This window comes from Parabacteroides sp. ASF519 (genome assembly GCF_000364265.2).
In the GTDB taxonomy this organism is placed as follows: Bacteria; Bacteroidota; Bacteroidia; order Bacteroidales; family Tannerellaceae; genus Parabacteroides; species Parabacteroides goldsteinii.
Map to the genome: position 1 here is coordinate 4,828,416 of NZ_AQFV02000006.1, position 14,709 is coordinate 4,843,124.

Below are 14,709 nucleotides of genomic sequence, written 5' to 3' on the forward strand. Positions count from 1 at the left end.
AACTCTGTTTATTTGCAATTGGCTGAAAGGTTTGCCAACACTTTCTCGCTCAGACGGTCAAAAGCCTGGCGCGTACGTCCTGTCGAGACTTGCATGCAACGTACATGCGGATGGTTCAGCAGGTGGCTGTCTCCCAATGCTCCGGCGGTATCGCAGAAGCAGAGATTGTCGCCTTCGAGCCATTTCATGAAGGGAGCCTCGTCCCAGGCCGGAGACAAACCGGTGTTAAACAGTATCTTTTTATTGCCCAACTGCCCGAATTCGGCTTCATGCAACAGGACGGTGTTCTTATTCAGGCAACAGAAAACGGCTTCGCTCTGCGACAACAGTTCGCCAAGCGGCAGGAAACGATAGCCCTTCCCGCGTGCCGCCTCTTTCTCGCTCCGGGCGAAATAGGCAACATCAGCCCCGAAAAACTTCAAGGCATCCGCTATCATGCCGCCGGACTTCCCCAGTCCTACGATACCGACTTTTATCCCGGTAATCTCACGGGGAATATCGTCCCACGCCTCCTGCTCAAAACCATGCAGGCAACGCACCAGTTCGCTGATGACATACTCCACCACCCCTTCATCGCCATAATCGCGGATACCGGTGACAACGATACCCCGTTCGTTCGCATAGCGAATATCGACATTCGCGCTTTCCGGCGAGTAAAGCGAGCAACACATCCCGATATACCGGACGTTCGGACACTTTTCCAGTGCCGCCCTCCCAATCCGCGAGGTGTAACTCAACAAAACAGCGTCCGCATCCCCGATACGGCTTGCCACCTCCTCATCGCCGGATGGTATATCGTCGTACATAATAACTTCTTTCGCAAAATCTTGCAATTTCTTTTCTGCTGATGGAATCAGGCTTACAGGCTCTATCGCCACAAGTTTCTTAAACATCGGAATTTCTGCTTATTTTTATCGCACAAAGATAGCCCTTTCTTCCCACAAAGCGGAATTATCCCTCTCCATTCTTACAAATCAAAAACTTATTCTATCTTTGGGAACATGGAAACAAAGAAAGCTACAATCAGCAAAATCAATGTCGTCGTCGATTGCAAGGATGCAGGTATCATGGCACGTTTTTACAGCCAGCTTCTGAATTGGGAGTGGACACACCCGCAGGCAAACGGTTGGTCAGCCATCACTTCGCCCACCGGTATGGTCATCGCCTTCCAGGAAATTGAGGAATACGAACCACCCATCTGGCCCTGGCAGGCAGGGAAACAAGGGCAGATGCTGCACCTCGACTTCTATGTGGACAACCTCGAAGAAGCCGTCCGCCACGCCCTCAGCCTGGGAGCACGCCTTGCCGGTGAGCAATATTTCAAAACTTCCCGCACATTGATCGACCCCGCCGGCCATCCTTTTTGCCTGGATACGGACGAACCGGAGTAACCTGTCAAAAACGAACATCATGAAAAAAAAGGACTTGAACGAAATGAGCAATGAGGAACTTTGGCAACTGTTCCCTATTATACTGTCGCCCCATAACCCGGAGTGGCCCGGACGTTACAAAACAGAAAAAGAGCTGCTCATAAAAACCATCGGAGCGGAAAACATCGTCCGTATCAATCATATCGGAAGCACTGCCGTCCCCGGTCTGACAGCCAAACCGACGATCGACATTTTGCTGGAGATACAGCAGAAAACCGATCCCGTCCGCCTCATCCCGACTATCGAGTCAGCAGGTTACATCTATTGCCACAAACCCGACAACCCGCCTCCCCACATGATGTTTATGAAAGGATATACGCCCGAAGGATTTAAAGCTCAAGCCTTCCATCTCCACATAAGATACTCCGGTGATTGGGACGAACCTTATTTCCGCGACTATCTCCTCGCCCATCCCGATACGGCCAATGCCTACGGCGAGTTAAAGGTCAAACTACAAAAGCTATACGAACACGATCGCGACGGCTACACCGATGCAAAAACCGATTTCATCCGGGAGATAACAAACCGGGCAAAAGAACAGATTACCTATCCCACAAACATGGAATAAATTATGAAAAACAAAGAGGACACACGGGATGGCTAAGAGTACATCCATTACACCTAAAAAACAATGACACAGCAACAAGCTAAATTTATATACCTATAAAATAATAGTATGATGAAAACAAAATACATCACCCTGACAAAAGAAAACATCGGAACGGAACATATTTGTTGCGCCTTCTCCGACAAAAAATGCAAGGAAGGCTACGAGCTGAAAAAAGAATGGCTCAGGAAAGAATTCGACAACGGATACGTATTCCGCCGCCTCGACGAACGTGCCAAGGTATTCATCGAATACGTCCCCGCCGAAAAGGCCTGGGTTCCCGTCAACGCCCCCGGCTATCTGATGATCAACTGTTTCTGGGTATCCGGACAATACAAGGGATGCGGACACGGCAAGGCGCTGTTGCAATCCGCCATCGACGATGCCCGGTCGCAGGGAAAAGCAGGACTGGTCACCGTAGCGGGTACATCCAAATTCCATTTCATGAGCGACACCAAATGGCTTCTGCGCCAGGGTTTCCAGACGGTGGAAAAACTCCCCAACGGTTTCAGCCTGCTGGTTCTGAAACTGATGTCCGATGCGCCCGAGCCCTCTTTCAAGGCCTGCACGAAAAGTGGGGAATGCGAGGAGAAAAACGGACTGGTCGTTTACTTCACCAACCGCTGCCCGTACACAGAATACCACGTCCTCGGTTCACTGGCAGATGTAGCCCAAAGCAAAGGTATCCCGCTGAAAATAATCAAACTGGAGACACTGGAGCAGGCACAGGCTGCCCCCACCCCGGCCACCATATTCACGCTTTTCCACAACGGGCAGTTTGTCACCACCGACCTCAGCGTATGTCTTGAGAAACGGTTCGAGAAAGCGGTGAAGATATAAGACGGAGGAGATAAACACTTCCCCTCCTGTATTCCCGGATTGCCCGAAACAATCCGGGGACACAATGTCTTAAACGCAAAAAATCCCTGCAAGCAACTTGCAAGGACTTCCGTTTTTCAGCGGAGAGATAGGGTAATGAACCTACCTCTGTATGTCGCTCTAATTCAACTCTTTATCAATACGTCAATGCCTTAGGGGGTACAATTTAGGTTTCAAAAAAGACGTTTCTCTGTCGTCCTTTGGCTGTTCATTGTCTGCCTAAAACTTCGGTTCAAAGATACTGCTTCTTTTTGAATTACGCAAATGTCTGAATATAAATGTTTCAGCTTAGGTGTAAGGTGCAAGCTATATATAGATATATACTTGCACCTTACACCTAATTCAGGTTACTCAACTTTGCAATTAGGTTGCACTACCCGATTCGTAAATTTGCAAAAAATGAAGAAACAATAAACGCTATCAATAAATTGCAAGCCTTAAATATTGAGAATATTCAGAGCTTGCCAAACGATAAGCAGTGTATTGTTATTAACTTTGCGGAAACGATGGATATATGATGAAAAACAATACTATTCACATTAAAAATATGGTTTGTAACCGTTGCATTATGGTTGTTACAGAAGCACTGAAAAGAATGGGGTTTACTCCACTTAGTGTTGAACTGGGGACAGCTATTTTGCAAGAACCGATAAATGCAGAGGAACATGCTACCATAAAGCTTGTTCTTGAAGCATACGGATTTGAGTTGATAGATGATAAACGGATGCGGATTATCGAACAAATAAAAGTTGGGGTGATTGAATTAGTGCATTATAACGATAATTCGTCCAAGACAAACCTGTCTGATTATCTCATGGATAAGTGCCATCACGATTACAGTTTCCTTAGCAAGTTGTTTTCCGAAGTGAATGGCATAAGTATAGAAAGATACTACATCATTCAGAAAATAGAACGTATAAAGGAACTGTTGGTGTATGATGAATTATCCATTAGCGAAATTGCCGATAAGCTTAATTACTCAAGCGCAGCACATTTAAGTACACAGTTCCGTAATATGACTGGCATTTCTCCAAGCCAGTTCAAGCGTTTAAAAGAACACAAACTGAAACCTTTAGATGAAGTCTGAATGATATAAGTCATATCCATAATTATGTAAGAGCCGGAAGATAAAAGCATCCTACCTTTGCAGCATAAAAATCATCAATATGGAAAAAGGTAAGAATATCAAAAATACATATCCGGTTTTGGGTATGAGTTGCGCTTCATGTGCGGCTCGTGTGGATAAAACATTAAATGGTTTGCCGGGAGTATATCAAGCAACAGTGAATTATGCGACTGCGGTAGCACAGGTAGAATATAATCCGGAAATATGTTCCGATGCAACACTGCAATCTGCCGTACAAGATGCAGGATATGATTTACTGGTTGATACCGGTGAAGACGCAGCCGATAAAGCGGAAGAAATTCGCTTGACAAGATACCGGAAGATAAAAAGGCGTACAGTGGCAGCCCTGCTGTTATCTCTCCCAGTTATGGTTATCAGTATGTTTTTTGAAGATATATCCTCTTTAAAATATGTACTTTGGATTCTCGCCACGCCTGTGGTTTTCGGTTTGGGACGTGAATTTTATATCAATGCGTGGCGGCAATTAAAGCATGGCACTTCCAATATGGACACCCTTGTAGCTGTTAGTACCGGAATAGCCTATACATTCAGTGTTTTTAATCTGTTGTTTCCTGATTTTTGGTTTTCAAGAGGGATTGAACCGCATATTTATTTTGAAGCGGCAAGTGTTATCATTGCATTTATCTTATTGGGACGGTTACTCGAAGAGCGTGCTAAACAAAATACTTCATCTGCCATAAAAAAGTTAATCGGGCTGCAACCTAAGACGGTAATTATTATCGTAGATTCTGATGAACGTACCGTTCCGATAACAGCCGTACAAAAAGGTGATACAATTCTTGTTAAACCCGGAGAACGCATTGCAGTAGATGGCGTGGTTGTTACAGGAGAATCATACGTGGATGAAAGTATGTTGAATGGCGAGCCTGTTCCCATGCACAAGCAATCCGGCGAAAAGGTATTTGCCGGAACCATCAATCAAAAGGGGACATTCCGGTTTATTGCCGATAAAATAGGTTCTGACACGATGCTGGCACAAATCATCCGCATGGTGCAGGATGCGCAAGGCAGCAAAGCTCCCGTTCAAAAGTTAGTGGATAGAATAGCCCGATTCTTTGTCCCGGCTATTATTAGTATTTCAATTATAGCTTTTGTTGCATGGATATTTTTAGCACCAACGAACGGCTTCACCAATGGATTGTTGGCAATGGTCACTGTATTGATAATTGCCTGCCCTTGTGCATTAGGCTTGGCTACTCCCACTGCCATTATGGTAGGCATTGGAAAAGGTGCTGAAAAAGGGATTTTAATTAAAGATGCCCAAAGCTTGGAGATTGCCCCAAAGATAGATACGATAATTCTTGATAAAACAGGGACTATCACAGCAGGGCATCCCATAGTCATCGAAAGCCTATGGGAAAACGGCTTTGAACATAGCCGAAAAATACTGTACAGTTTAGAGAAGCTATCGGAACATCCTCTTTCGGATGCCGTAGTCAATACTTTGCAGAATGAAAAAGAGATTTCCATTGATAAGTTTGAAAACGTTCCGGGGAAAGGTGTAAAAGGTGTAGTAGGCAGTCAGACTTATTACGCAGGCAGCCTGTCATTATTGAATGATAACCATATTACGATAGCCAGTCATTTGCAGGAATTGGCAAACAAATGGACACAGGAAGCTAAAACATTGGTATGGTTTGCTGATTCCACACAAGCTATTGCAGCTATAGCCCTTACTGATGAAATTAAACAAACTTCGGCACAAGCCATATCACAACTACAGGAAATGGGTGTTGAAGTGCATATGCTGACAGGAGATAATGCAATTTCAGCACAAGCCATATCTCGAAAGGTAGGAATAAACCATTATAAAGCCGGAGTGTTGCCGAACGAGAAAGCTCAATTCATAAAAGAATTGCAAGCCAATGGGAAAAAAGTAGGCATGGTGGGTGACGGAATTAATGATAGTGCGGCTTTAGCACAAGCGAATTTAAGCATAGCGATGGGGCAAGGCAGTGATATTGCTGTAGATACGGCAATGGCGACCATACTCTCATCCGATTTGCTGAAAATACCGGAAACCATCCGGCTATCGCAATTGACGATAAAAACAATTTATCAGAATTTGTTTTGGGCGTTTATTTATAACTTGATTGGTATTCCTATTGCGGCTGGCATATTTTATTCAGTAAACGGATTCCTTTTAAATCCGATGTGGGCAAGTGCGGCTATGGCATTCAGCTCTGTGTCTGTCGTATTAAATAGCTTACGTTTAAAAAGGAAAAGGATATAACAACTTAATAATCAATTCAAATGAATACAATGATTTTTAAAACGAATGCAAAGTGTGAGGACTGTCTTGCCAAGATAGAAGAAATATTGCAAGGCAAAATAAGTAGAGAAGAATGGAATTTAGATTTATCTGATTCCAACCGTCCACTGACTGTAGCTTCCGATAAGCTGGCAGCAGATGATGTAGTAGAACTGATAAGTAAAGCAGGTTTCAAAATTGAGCAAATGGAATGAAAGCAATTGCTGACGAAAAATAAATTATATCAGTACAGGACAAATAATACAGTTATAAGACATAGCGATTTATTTTTTAACTCAATTAATATTATACATCATGGATTTTTTAGAATTAACAAAAAAGCGTTATTCCGTAAGAAGCTATACTTCCCAAGAAGTAGAGAAAGAAAAGTCGGATTATATTCTTGAATGCGCCCGGTATGCACCGTCTGCCGTAAACAAACAGCCGTGGCAATTTATAGTGATACAAAGTGAATTGCAGAAAAAAAAGCTGCAAAAGGTTTACCCTGCCAAATGGTTTGTGGAAGCCCCCTTATATATCATTGTATGTGCTAATGATTCGGTTGCATGGACACGTCAGTATGATAATAAAAATCATGCAGATATTGATGCTGCTATCACTACGGAACATATCTGTTTGGCAGCAACGGAACAAGGGTTAGGAACTTGTTGGGTTTGCAATTTCGATATAGATGAATGCAAACATAGCTTGGGATTATCTGCTAATATTCATCCGGTTGCAATAATTCCTATAGGTTATCCAGCGGATTCAAAGCACAATCCAACAGCCCGCAAGAGCATTGATGAGATAGTAACTATATTATAACGTCATCATGCCATAGAAAGAGAGAAACAGGGAAATTGCCCCGTTTCTCTCTGCTTTTATAATGACCTTATACCGTTTCTATACTGCTTTAATTCTATTTCACTGCTTTGACGGATTGCAGCATCCAGTTCATTCAATATTCGGACTTTATCATCGGGAATCATACCTACAAAAGGTATTGTATTTGAAACTGTATTTCCCAATAAAGTTGTCCTTATGCTAAGGGCAGAAATAAAGGTTCTCAACTCCAACAGACGTTCCTGCTCCGATGCCTCAATAAATTTGCCCTCTTGTATTTCCTGAAAAAGTTCCGATTCAGGAAATACAGTCAAAGAAACAAAGTTTATAGTAAAAGGATGTAGCTGATTAAATATTTCAGCCGTATGGATTGCATTCTGCTGTCCTTTCCCCTTTCCCGCAAGCCCTGTCAGATAAACCAAATTATAACGAATATTGGCTTCTTCCAGCTTTCTGCACTGTTCCAATATATCTGCTGCCGTATTACCCTTATTCATTCTTGACAAGGTTTCATCATCTCCCGATTCCGTGCCAATACTAATACTGTCAAACTTTAAATGACGCAAGTTCTTCAGTTCTTCTACACTCTTCGATTTAATGTCTGCTATGCGGGAAAATGTTCCTATTGTTTCGCAATAAGGGAGATACTTCCGAATCAATAACCCCAAATCCAACAATCTGTTATAGCTCAAAGCAAAAGGATTGGCACCAGTCAGAAAGACACGCCTTGCCTTAGGCTGGTATTCCTGAATTATTTTCAAGTCTGATTCAACTTCCGAAACAGGAGATAATCTAAACTTAGTTCCATGATACAGGCTACAAAATTTGCATTTATGATATGTACATCCTGCTGTTACCTGTAACAGTTGCGAACTTGCTTCATAGGGTGGTCGCCAAATTTGACCGTCAAAATGCATTTTCTCTATTTCCATACTCTTAATTTTTATAAGTTTCAGTCTTTGCTAAATATTTAGAAAGACCGAAAACTTTGTATATTCAATATATTTAGTTACTTTTGTGCGAACAAAGTTACTAAGATACTTAGTATAAAAAAAGAACTTACCATTAAGTAAGATAGTAACGTAGAGGTAACTATTATTGATTGATAATGAATTAAATAAGAAAAAAAGATGGATGATACTCATTATAGAGAAGCTATTTGTCCTGCCTGTGGAATAATTGACCGTTTCGGAGATAAATGGTCGTTACGCATATTGTTTCTTTTGCATCAGAAGGGAACCTTGCGTTTCAATGAGCTATTAAGAAACACTCCGAATGTGTCACAAAAGATGTTGGCTACAGCATTAAAGAAATTAGAAGCCGATAAGTTAGTGAATCGTAAACTGTACCCGGAAATACCACCAAAAGTGGAATACAGTCTTACATCGCTTGGAAAAAGTTTAATGTCGCCCTTAGATGGTATTATTCAATGGGCTTTGGAACATTCCGATGAAATTTTAGAACACCGTCAAAAAACGGAAAAACAGAAGAGAGTATAGAACTTCAATGTTCTATACTCTCCCTTTTTATCATCTTGCATTCACATATTTATATGAGGATAACAAAATATTGTTATCTATAATTTTAGAACTCTCCAATTGCCAATTTGAGCCAAAAGTTTCACCTATGAAACAGATACCTTTACCAAGCATAACAGGAATAGTGTAAAGGGTCAGACTATCCAACAATTCCGCTTGGATAAGCGAGGTAAGAAGTTTACCTCCACCGACTAACAACATATCATTATCATTTTTCATTTCATGTACTTTCCGAAGTGGAGCATCTATAAGAAATTCCACTCCACAATCCGGCGTAACATTTGCATCGTGGTGGGAAACTACAAAAGTACGTTTACTTTTATATAACCATCCACCCCAATGCTCAAATAAATAGGTATAAGTATTAGCTCCCATCAGCAAGCAAGTAGCCGCTTCGTATTCTTTTCCAATAAGCGATTTTACATTTGAAGTAATCCAGTCCAGTTCATTGTCCGATGTTGCGATAAAACCATCGAGAGACACAGCGATATGCGCTTTAATTTGTTTCATATTGTTAGGCATTAAACAGTTTATATTTTTACGGGTAACCCCGTTCATAATCTTTATTCAAACTGTCCGCCAGTATCTCAAAAAAGAAGCGTGAACTCACACTGCTCCACTACGAGGTACTGGCATACCTAAATGACGAAACAGGCAAGCCCACGCTATGTTAAAACATAGCATAGACATTGCGCTGAAAATCTCGTCATTTTGAAAAGTGCCAGTTTTCGTAGTGAGATATTCGGCGAACGAATATGATTATATATAAAGGCAACATCACAGGTTACTGTTCAATCGCCATTATCTTCTATGTAACTTTTGCAAAGTTAGCCAAATCCCTGAAAACTCCTATATACAAAACAAGAAATCCTGCCTTATCTTACGACAAAACAGGATTGAAAACCATTAGAAAAGAAAAAATTAATCGGTTTTCTCCCGAATTAACTTGTGTACGTCCGTTGCACGGTAATAACACCTGCCATCCAGCATAAGGAAAGGGAGTATTCCCTTTTTCCGGTAACGGGTCAGTGTTCGGGGGCTACTTTTAACAGCAGGCACAAGTCCTGATTATCCAGCAGTTCTTCCCCATCCAAACAGTTACGACCTTTTATAACTTTGTCTATCTTCTTGTCCTGCATATCGAACCTATCCATGATACGTTCCATCCATGCGGTAAAATCTTCTCTGTCTATATACATAAGGCTGTCTGATTAAATTAAACCAATCATAAAATAACTTTGGTTGGACGGGTCTTTGATGATAATGTCTCGTTCCCGCATAAAGCGGATATAACTTTTAGCTGTCCGTTCCTTAACATCCAAAATCTGTTGTATCTGCTCGCACAAATCTATATAGGTTATATGTTCCTGTCTGCCAAACACGTCACGGGCAACCCCGACCAGTTCCTTTTCTTTGCGTTTCTCTTTTTCCTCTCGTGGCTTTTCTCCTTTGTAAAGGTGCATTCCGGCTGTTTTATCCCACGAAAAGAGCATTAAAGGGACATCCAGCGGGCTACCATCCCTTACTTTCAGGGCTTTTACCACAGATTGTGTGGGTTCTTCGTCCTTTTCGATGGAAAGGATAGTTGCCGCCTTACGTTGTAATTCCGAACCTAAATGCCCCCGCAGCTTCAATCCATTGGGTACAAAATGCAGCACGCAGAGAATACAGGTATTATAAATTCCTGCTAGTCGGTATAGTTCATCTATCACTGCCACACTTTCCACTTCATCATTGGCACTCTTTACAAGGTCGGCGATGCCGTCAATAACTACCAACTGGATGCCGCCATACTGGTAATAGAATTTATCCATACTTTGTACGATAGCGTGCAGGCGTTCTTTACGGGACATACCCGTCAGGCAGAATGCTTTCAGTTCTTCCGGTTTGTTCGGTTGCTTAGCACGTGTCAGCAGGTTACTTACATTTTTGAACAGTTGTACTTCGGACTGTTCCGTATCATAGAGTAATACCGCTTTGTGTTTACTGTTGGCGGCTATCTGTATGCCGAGCGTATCTATTTCCTTATCCGGTTGGCAGATACAGCCCGCTAACATGGCAGCTATATAATTACTCTTTCCTGTTCCCTCGCCGCCTGTAATACCAAACAGGTTTCCTTGTGTTCCCAATGGAACATCCCCGGCAGAAATTATTACTTGCGCTTTTGCCGGGGGATTATTGAAGTCTATTTCGCACGATTTAAGCATAATCAATGTATCACTATATAGGTTATCTAAAAATTCGATAAACAATTTCAGGAAATCTTCACGGGTATTTCCTGCCTTAAAATAATCGGAAATATCTTTTTCCTCTTTTGTTCCAGGAAGCGGTAGAAGTAACCGTCTTATTCCAAATTCTTCCAACTGCTTTTCCTGTTTGCGTGCGCTTTCCTTTCCCGTCTTGTCAGTATCATATAATAAGATGATATGCTTAAAACGGAACGTCAATTTATAAATCAGCGTAGGCGGGATAGTCACCGTTTCACTGTTGAAGCAGATAGCATGAAAACCATGTGCCGCCAATGACATGACATCTTTTTCACCACCTGTGATAAACAGTGTATCACCCTTTGCGGGTAGTTGCTCCAATCCAAAACAATAGTTTTCCCCGAAATTGCCACCATAGAGGAAACGGGCTTTCGAGAACGGACGGTACAGTTTTATATACCGTTTGTTCTTATACCCGTACATCGGTTCTGTTACGGATGAAGTATAAGTGAACGGTGTTCCATCCGCCGTTACGCTCTGAAAGTCCCGTAAGGAACACACCTTATAAAGTTCCAATACTTCCGGTGTAATACCATACTGCTGCCAATACATCAATTCGGCAAGCGGAAATTTCTGTTCCCTGAACTGGTAGGGTTTGCTTTCCTTTTCAGGTGTTTCTTCCGACATATCATTTATTATATGGGAAGAAGTACGGGTAACTGGTATCGGATTACCTGTTACCAGTCCCAATCCCAAATCCCGGTCTATGGTTTCCAGTATTTCCACAAAATCCATTGAGTTGTTGCAGTCCAGCCCTTTAAGTTGCCCCACGAAAAAGAAACAATCACCGCTATAACTGTCGTTGCCGAAATCTTTCATCTTATAGATACCACTTCGGCGGTCGAAATAGATGTTACAGGACGCTTTGTTATCCTCATAAAGCGGGTTTAAGAAATTGCGTCCTATCCGCCAATTACCGGATATGTAATGCTTGAACACGGATAACCCATTATTTGTCCTTTCTAATATTTCTTCTTTCCTTAACATATAGCTGGTGGTTGGTTATCAGGTCGTTAATACTGTCCTTATCTCGTTTAATCAGGCGTTCTTCCAATAATCGTTTTATTTCTCCAATCTTGTAGAAATAATGTCCCTTGATATTGGAATAAGTGACTGTCCCGGCTGCCCGCAAGCGTTGTAATGTCCGGTCACTGATTTTTAGAAATGTGCAGACCTCGTAACTATCCACCCAAATTTCATCCTCATTGGTACTTTCCGCTTCTGTGTGATTAAATATATAATCGGCAATAGCAGTAATCTTGTTGTCTAATTCCTTATAGGCTTTTGACTCAAATGTTATTATCTCCATTTCGCTAACTAATTGATTTGCTGCAAAGATGGCGGGTTTCAAAAGATAAAAATTACAAGGTATAACCAAGTTGGTGAATATTTATTTTTCTCTTTTTCAGTAGCAAAAGCAGGGTGTTATTACCCGAAAATGCCACATTTCATATCTAAATCGTATAAAAACAAAAACTACCAAGTTGGTAATTACTTGGTAGTTTTTATGTGGACTAAATATCTTTATTACAGTTCGTCCGATTCCATTCGCTTTAACAGTTGTTCGATTACTGATGTAAAAAAGGCAGTTCGATTTTTCTTTCTGCTTTTGAGAGTTAGATATGTTCGATAATAATCTCCTAAATCTATATCAAAAGCTGCTTCAATGAAAGCCATGATTTCTTTTATTGTCACATTTCCATTATTGAGTGTTGCAATTGCAACAAGTCCATATCCAAACTCTACTGCATCTGATTTAGAGCCAGTCCATTTCAGATTAAAGTCAGAAAGTGCCGCTCGTATTTTAGATATTTGCATTTTCCTGTCTAACAATTGTAATTGTCTATTAAGATATATTCGTAGCATTTCATTCGACAAAATTTTAGCTACTTTGTAATCATATCCAGTAGAAAAGGCTGGGTCTTTATCTAAAAATGCGCTATCAACACACAATCTGAAATTCGCTTTATATCGAACAAAGTAATAAGAATCTAAGTGGGTTGCTTTCGAACGATAGTATTGGTAGAAATCAAGATTTTGGTCAAAGAAATATTTCAAATTATCCAATTGGCAATGAAGATACTCTCGTTGTACATCATCACTGCCAATCGGACGTTTCATCTCAATTCTTGTTATTTTGTAAAAGTATAAATACCGACTAAGAATGTCTGGCTTTATATCTTTAAAGAAATGAATTTCTTCTTCTTCGTTCTGAAATTCATATTTTACAGTCATGCTCCGCAAGTTATCGAATAAAGGTCGTATGACATCTATCATATGCAAAGCATCTTCAACGCAGACATTTTCATCAATGCCAAGCAACTCCATTTCTTCATTTATTCGATGCAATATTTCATTGATATAATCTTGCATGATTGAATTTCGTTATAATCAGAAATTTGCATTTCGGGGTGTACGGGGAAACGAAATAACATCCCGAATGTTTGTCATGCCTGTAATAAACAGCATCAACCGTTCAAAACCCAATCCAAAGCCTGAATGGGGAACAGTGCCAAATTTGCGTGATTCAAGATACCACCACAGTTTTTCGGTATTCATATTCAATTCTTTCATTCGCTGCAACAATTTTGTATAGTCGGCTTCCCGTTCAGAACCTCCTATGATTTCCCCAATTTTCGGAAATAATACATCCATTGCACGAACTGTTTTCCCATCTTCATTCTGTTTCATATAGAATGCTTTTATCTCTTTAGGATAATCTGTAACAATCACAGGGCGGCGAAAATATTCTTCCACCAAATGACGTTCATGTTCAGCACATAAATCAATTCCCGGTTTTACAGGGTAGTCAAACTGATGCCCGGATTCTTGTAAAATCTCTATAGCTTTAGAATAAGGCAAACGCATAAATTCATTATTTGCAACGAAATGTAATTTATCCATTAAACCATTATCTACGTTGTCATTTAAAAAAGCTAAATCACTTTCGCAATTTTCAAGCGCATAACGGATTAGATATTTCAAAAAGTCCTCTGCCAAATCCATATTGTCGTTAATATCATTAAAGGCAACTTCCGGTTCAATCATCCAAAATTCGGAAAGATGACGGAATGTATTTGAATTTTCTGCCCTAAAGGTCGGGCTAAAGGTGTAAATTGCCCCCAATGCTAACGCACCAAGCTCGCCCTCTAATTGTCCCGAAACTGTTAAATTGGCTGGGGAACCGAAAAAATCATCTTTTAATTCCGTTTTGATTTCAAAGAGTTCTCCTGCTCCCTCACTATCCGATGTTGTTATTATAGGAGTATTGAAATAGAAGAATCCTCTTTCATTGAAATAACGATGTATGGCAAAAGCCATATTATGGCGCATACGAAATATTGCACCAAAAGTATTTGTACGTAAGCGTAAATGAGCTATTTCCCGTAAGTATTCTAAAGAATGTTCCTTTTTCTGTAAGGGGTATTCCTGTGGGTCTGCTATTCCATATACTTCAATATCTCCGGCTATTACTTCTACTTGTTGTTTACCTCCGGCAGACCGGATAAATTTGCCCTTTATACCGATTGAACTTCCTGTAGTAATAGTCTTTAGCATCTTCTTTTCAAACTTTACATGTTCAATCACAATTTGAAGATTGTGTACAGTAGAGCCATCATTTAAAGCAATAAAGCTTATATTTTTACTCTGCCGATGTGTACGAACCCAACCTCTCACATAGACATCAATTCCATAAATATCTGATTTTAATAAATCTACGATTCTTATTTTCATAACATTATTCTT

At 40.8% G+C, this 14,709-nt stretch carries 15 protein-coding genes and 1 pseudogene; 8 read left to right on the plus strand and 8 right to left on the minus strand.

Going from position 1 to position 14,709, the window contains the following annotated elements:
* Positions 1-8 precede the first annotated feature (8 nt).
* A complete protein-coding gene (locus C825_RS19325; protein WP_010803734.1) occupies positions 9-893 on the minus strand; it encodes an NAD(P)-dependent oxidoreductase in 885 nt (294 codons plus the stop codon).
* 108 nt (positions 894-1,001) lie between these two features.
* Between C825_RS19325 and C825_RS19330 the strand changes: the two genes are divergently transcribed.
* The 7 genes from C825_RS19330 to C825_RS19360 all read left to right on the plus strand — a co-directional run bounded on the left by C825_RS19330 (position 1,002) and on the right by C825_RS19360 (position 7,139).
* Positions 1,002-1,391: a VOC family protein gene (locus tag C825_RS19330; protein ID WP_010803735.1), complete on the plus strand. Its 390-nt coding sequence runs from the start codon at positions 1,002-1,004 to the stop codon at positions 1,389-1,391.
* A gap of 19 nt (positions 1,392-1,410) precedes the next feature.
* Positions 1,411-1,998 carry a GrpB family protein gene (locus tag C825_RS19335; protein WP_010803736.1) on the plus strand — a complete coding sequence of 196 codons (588 nt, stop codon included), beginning with the start codon at positions 1,411-1,413 and terminating at the stop codon, positions 1,996-1,998.
* A gap of 111 nt (positions 1,999-2,109) precedes the next feature.
* A complete protein-coding gene (locus tag C825_RS19340) occupies positions 2,110-2,877 on the plus strand; it encodes a GNAT family N-acetyltransferase (protein WP_010803737.1) in 768 nt (255 codons plus the stop codon).
* A gap of 553 nt (positions 2,878-3,430) precedes the next feature.
* The gene (locus C825_RS19345) at positions 3,431-4,003 is read left to right on the plus strand and encodes a helix-turn-helix transcriptional regulator (RefSeq protein WP_228100142.1); all 573 of its coding nucleotides are present in this window, start codon (positions 3,431-3,433) and stop codon (positions 4,001-4,003) included.
* Between the two features lie 79 nt (positions 4,004-4,082).
* On the plus strand, positions 4,083-6,296 hold the full coding sequence (locus tag C825_RS19350) for a heavy metal translocating P-type ATPase (RefSeq protein WP_010803739.1): 2,214 nt from the start codon (positions 4,083-4,085) through the stop codon (positions 6,294-6,296).
* A gap of 20 nt (positions 6,297-6,316) precedes the next feature.
* Positions 6,317-6,529: a hypothetical protein gene (locus C825_RS19355; RefSeq protein ID WP_010803740.1), complete on the plus strand. Its 213-nt coding sequence runs from the start codon at positions 6,317-6,319 to the stop codon at positions 6,527-6,529.
* A gap of 100 nt (positions 6,530-6,629) precedes the next feature.
* Positions 6,630-7,139: a nitroreductase family protein gene (locus tag C825_RS19360; RefSeq protein WP_010803741.1), complete on the plus strand. Its 510-nt coding sequence runs from the start codon at positions 6,630-6,632 to the stop codon at positions 7,137-7,139.
* Positions 7,140-7,195: 56 nt separating this feature from the next.
* Here the strand turns inward: C825_RS19360 and C825_RS19365 are convergent, their stop codons facing one another.
* Positions 7,196-8,089 (minus strand): radical SAM protein, encoded by an 894-nt coding sequence (locus tag C825_RS19365; RefSeq protein WP_010803742.1) that lies wholly within the window; start codon positions 8,087-8,089, stop codon positions 7,196-7,198.
* 198 nt (positions 8,090-8,287) lie between these two features.
* Here C825_RS19365 and C825_RS19370 point away from each other — a divergent pair, with 198 nt between their 5' ends.
* Complete coding sequence (locus tag C825_RS19370) at positions 8,288-8,656, plus strand: winged helix-turn-helix transcriptional regulator (protein ID WP_010803743.1); 369 nt, start codon at positions 8,288-8,290, stop codon at positions 8,654-8,656.
* Between the two features lie 30 nt (positions 8,657-8,686).
* Here C825_RS19370 and C825_RS19375 read toward each other — a convergent pair whose 3' ends face one another.
* From C825_RS19375 to asnS, 6 genes and pseudogenes are all read right to left on the minus strand, one after another.
* Positions 8,687-9,205, minus strand: coding sequence for a dihydrofolate reductase family protein (locus C825_RS19375; protein WP_044214695.1), 519 nt, complete (start codon positions 9,203-9,205; stop codon positions 8,687-8,689).
* Positions 9,206-9,616: 411 nt separating this feature from the next.
* Positions 9,617-9,894 (minus strand): annotated as a pseudogene (locus tag C825_RS19380) (helix-turn-helix domain-containing protein).
* Between the two features lie 12 nt (positions 9,895-9,906).
* Positions 9,907-11,949 carry a bifunctional DNA primase/helicase gene (locus C825_RS19385; protein WP_010803746.1) on the minus strand — a complete coding sequence of 681 codons (2,043 nt, stop codon included), beginning with the start codon at positions 11,947-11,949 and terminating at the stop codon, positions 9,907-9,909.
* Positions 11,912-12,271, minus strand: a complete 360-nt coding sequence (locus C825_RS19390) for a helix-turn-helix domain-containing protein (protein WP_008775017.1) — start codon at positions 12,269-12,271, stop codon at positions 11,912-11,914. The genes C825_RS19385 and C825_RS19390 overlap by 38 nt, the downstream gene beginning before the upstream one ends.
* A gap of 218 nt (positions 12,272-12,489) precedes the next feature.
* Positions 12,490-13,335, minus strand: coding sequence for an RteC domain-containing protein (locus C825_RS19395; protein WP_004319747.1), 846 nt, complete (start codon positions 13,333-13,335; stop codon positions 12,490-12,492).
* An 18-nt stretch (positions 13,336-13,353) separates the two neighbouring features.
* Positions 13,354-14,697: an asparagine--tRNA ligase gene (asnS, locus tag C825_RS19400; protein WP_010803748.1), complete on the minus strand. Its 1,344-nt coding sequence runs from the start codon at positions 14,695-14,697 to the stop codon at positions 13,354-13,356.
* Positions 14,698-14,709 lie beyond the last annotated feature (12 nt).

Excerpts from the sequence above, each read along its gene's own strand:
- C825_RS19325 (WP_010803734.1), bottom strand. The coding sequence starts at position 893 with ATGTTTAAGAAACTTGTGGCGATAGAGCCTGTAAGCCTGATTCCATCA.
- C825_RS19330 (WP_010803735.1), top strand. The coding sequence starts at position 1,002 with ATGGAAACAAAGAAAGCTACAATCAGCAAAATCAATGTCGTCGTCGAT.
- C825_RS19335 (WP_010803736.1), top strand. The coding sequence starts at position 1,411 with ATGAAAAAAAAGGACTTGAACGAAATGAGCAATGAGGAACTTTGGCAA.
- C825_RS19340 (WP_010803737.1), top strand. The coding sequence starts at position 2,110 with ATGAAAACAAAATACATCACCCTGACAAAAGAAAACATCGGAACGGAA.
- C825_RS19345 (WP_228100142.1), top strand. The coding sequence starts at position 3,431 with ATGATGAAAAACAATACTATTCACATTAAAAATATGGTTTGTAACCGT.
- C825_RS19350 (WP_010803739.1), top strand. The coding sequence starts at position 4,083 with ATGGAAAAAGGTAAGAATATCAAAAATACATATCCGGTTTTGGGTATG.
- C825_RS19355 (WP_010803740.1), top strand. The coding sequence starts at position 6,317 with ATGAATACAATGATTTTTAAAACGAATGCAAAGTGTGAGGACTGTCTT.
- C825_RS19360 (WP_010803741.1), top strand. The coding sequence starts at position 6,630 with ATGGATTTTTTAGAATTAACAAAAAAGCGTTATTCCGTAAGAAGCTAT.
- C825_RS19365 (WP_010803742.1), bottom strand. The coding sequence starts at position 8,089 with ATGGAAATAGAGAAAATGCATTTTGACGGTCAAATTTGGCGACCACCC.
- C825_RS19370 (WP_010803743.1), top strand. The coding sequence starts at position 8,288 with ATGGATGATACTCATTATAGAGAAGCTATTTGTCCTGCCTGTGGAATA.
- C825_RS19375 (WP_044214695.1), bottom strand. The coding sequence starts at position 9,205 with ATGAAACAAATTAAAGCGCATATCGCTGTGTCTCTCGATGGTTTTATC.
- C825_RS19385 (WP_010803746.1), bottom strand. The coding sequence starts at position 11,949 with ATGTTAAGGAAAGAAGAAATATTAGAAAGGACAAATAATGGGTTATCC.
- C825_RS19390 (WP_008775017.1), bottom strand. The coding sequence starts at position 12,271 with ATGGAGATAATAACATTTGAGTCAAAAGCCTATAAGGAATTAGACAAC.
- C825_RS19395 (WP_004319747.1), bottom strand. The coding sequence starts at position 13,335 with ATGCAAGATTATATCAATGAAATATTGCATCGAATAAATGAAGAAATG.
- asnS (WP_010803748.1), bottom strand. The coding sequence starts at position 14,697 with ATGAAAATAAGAATCGTAGATTTATTAAAATCAGATATTTATGGAATT.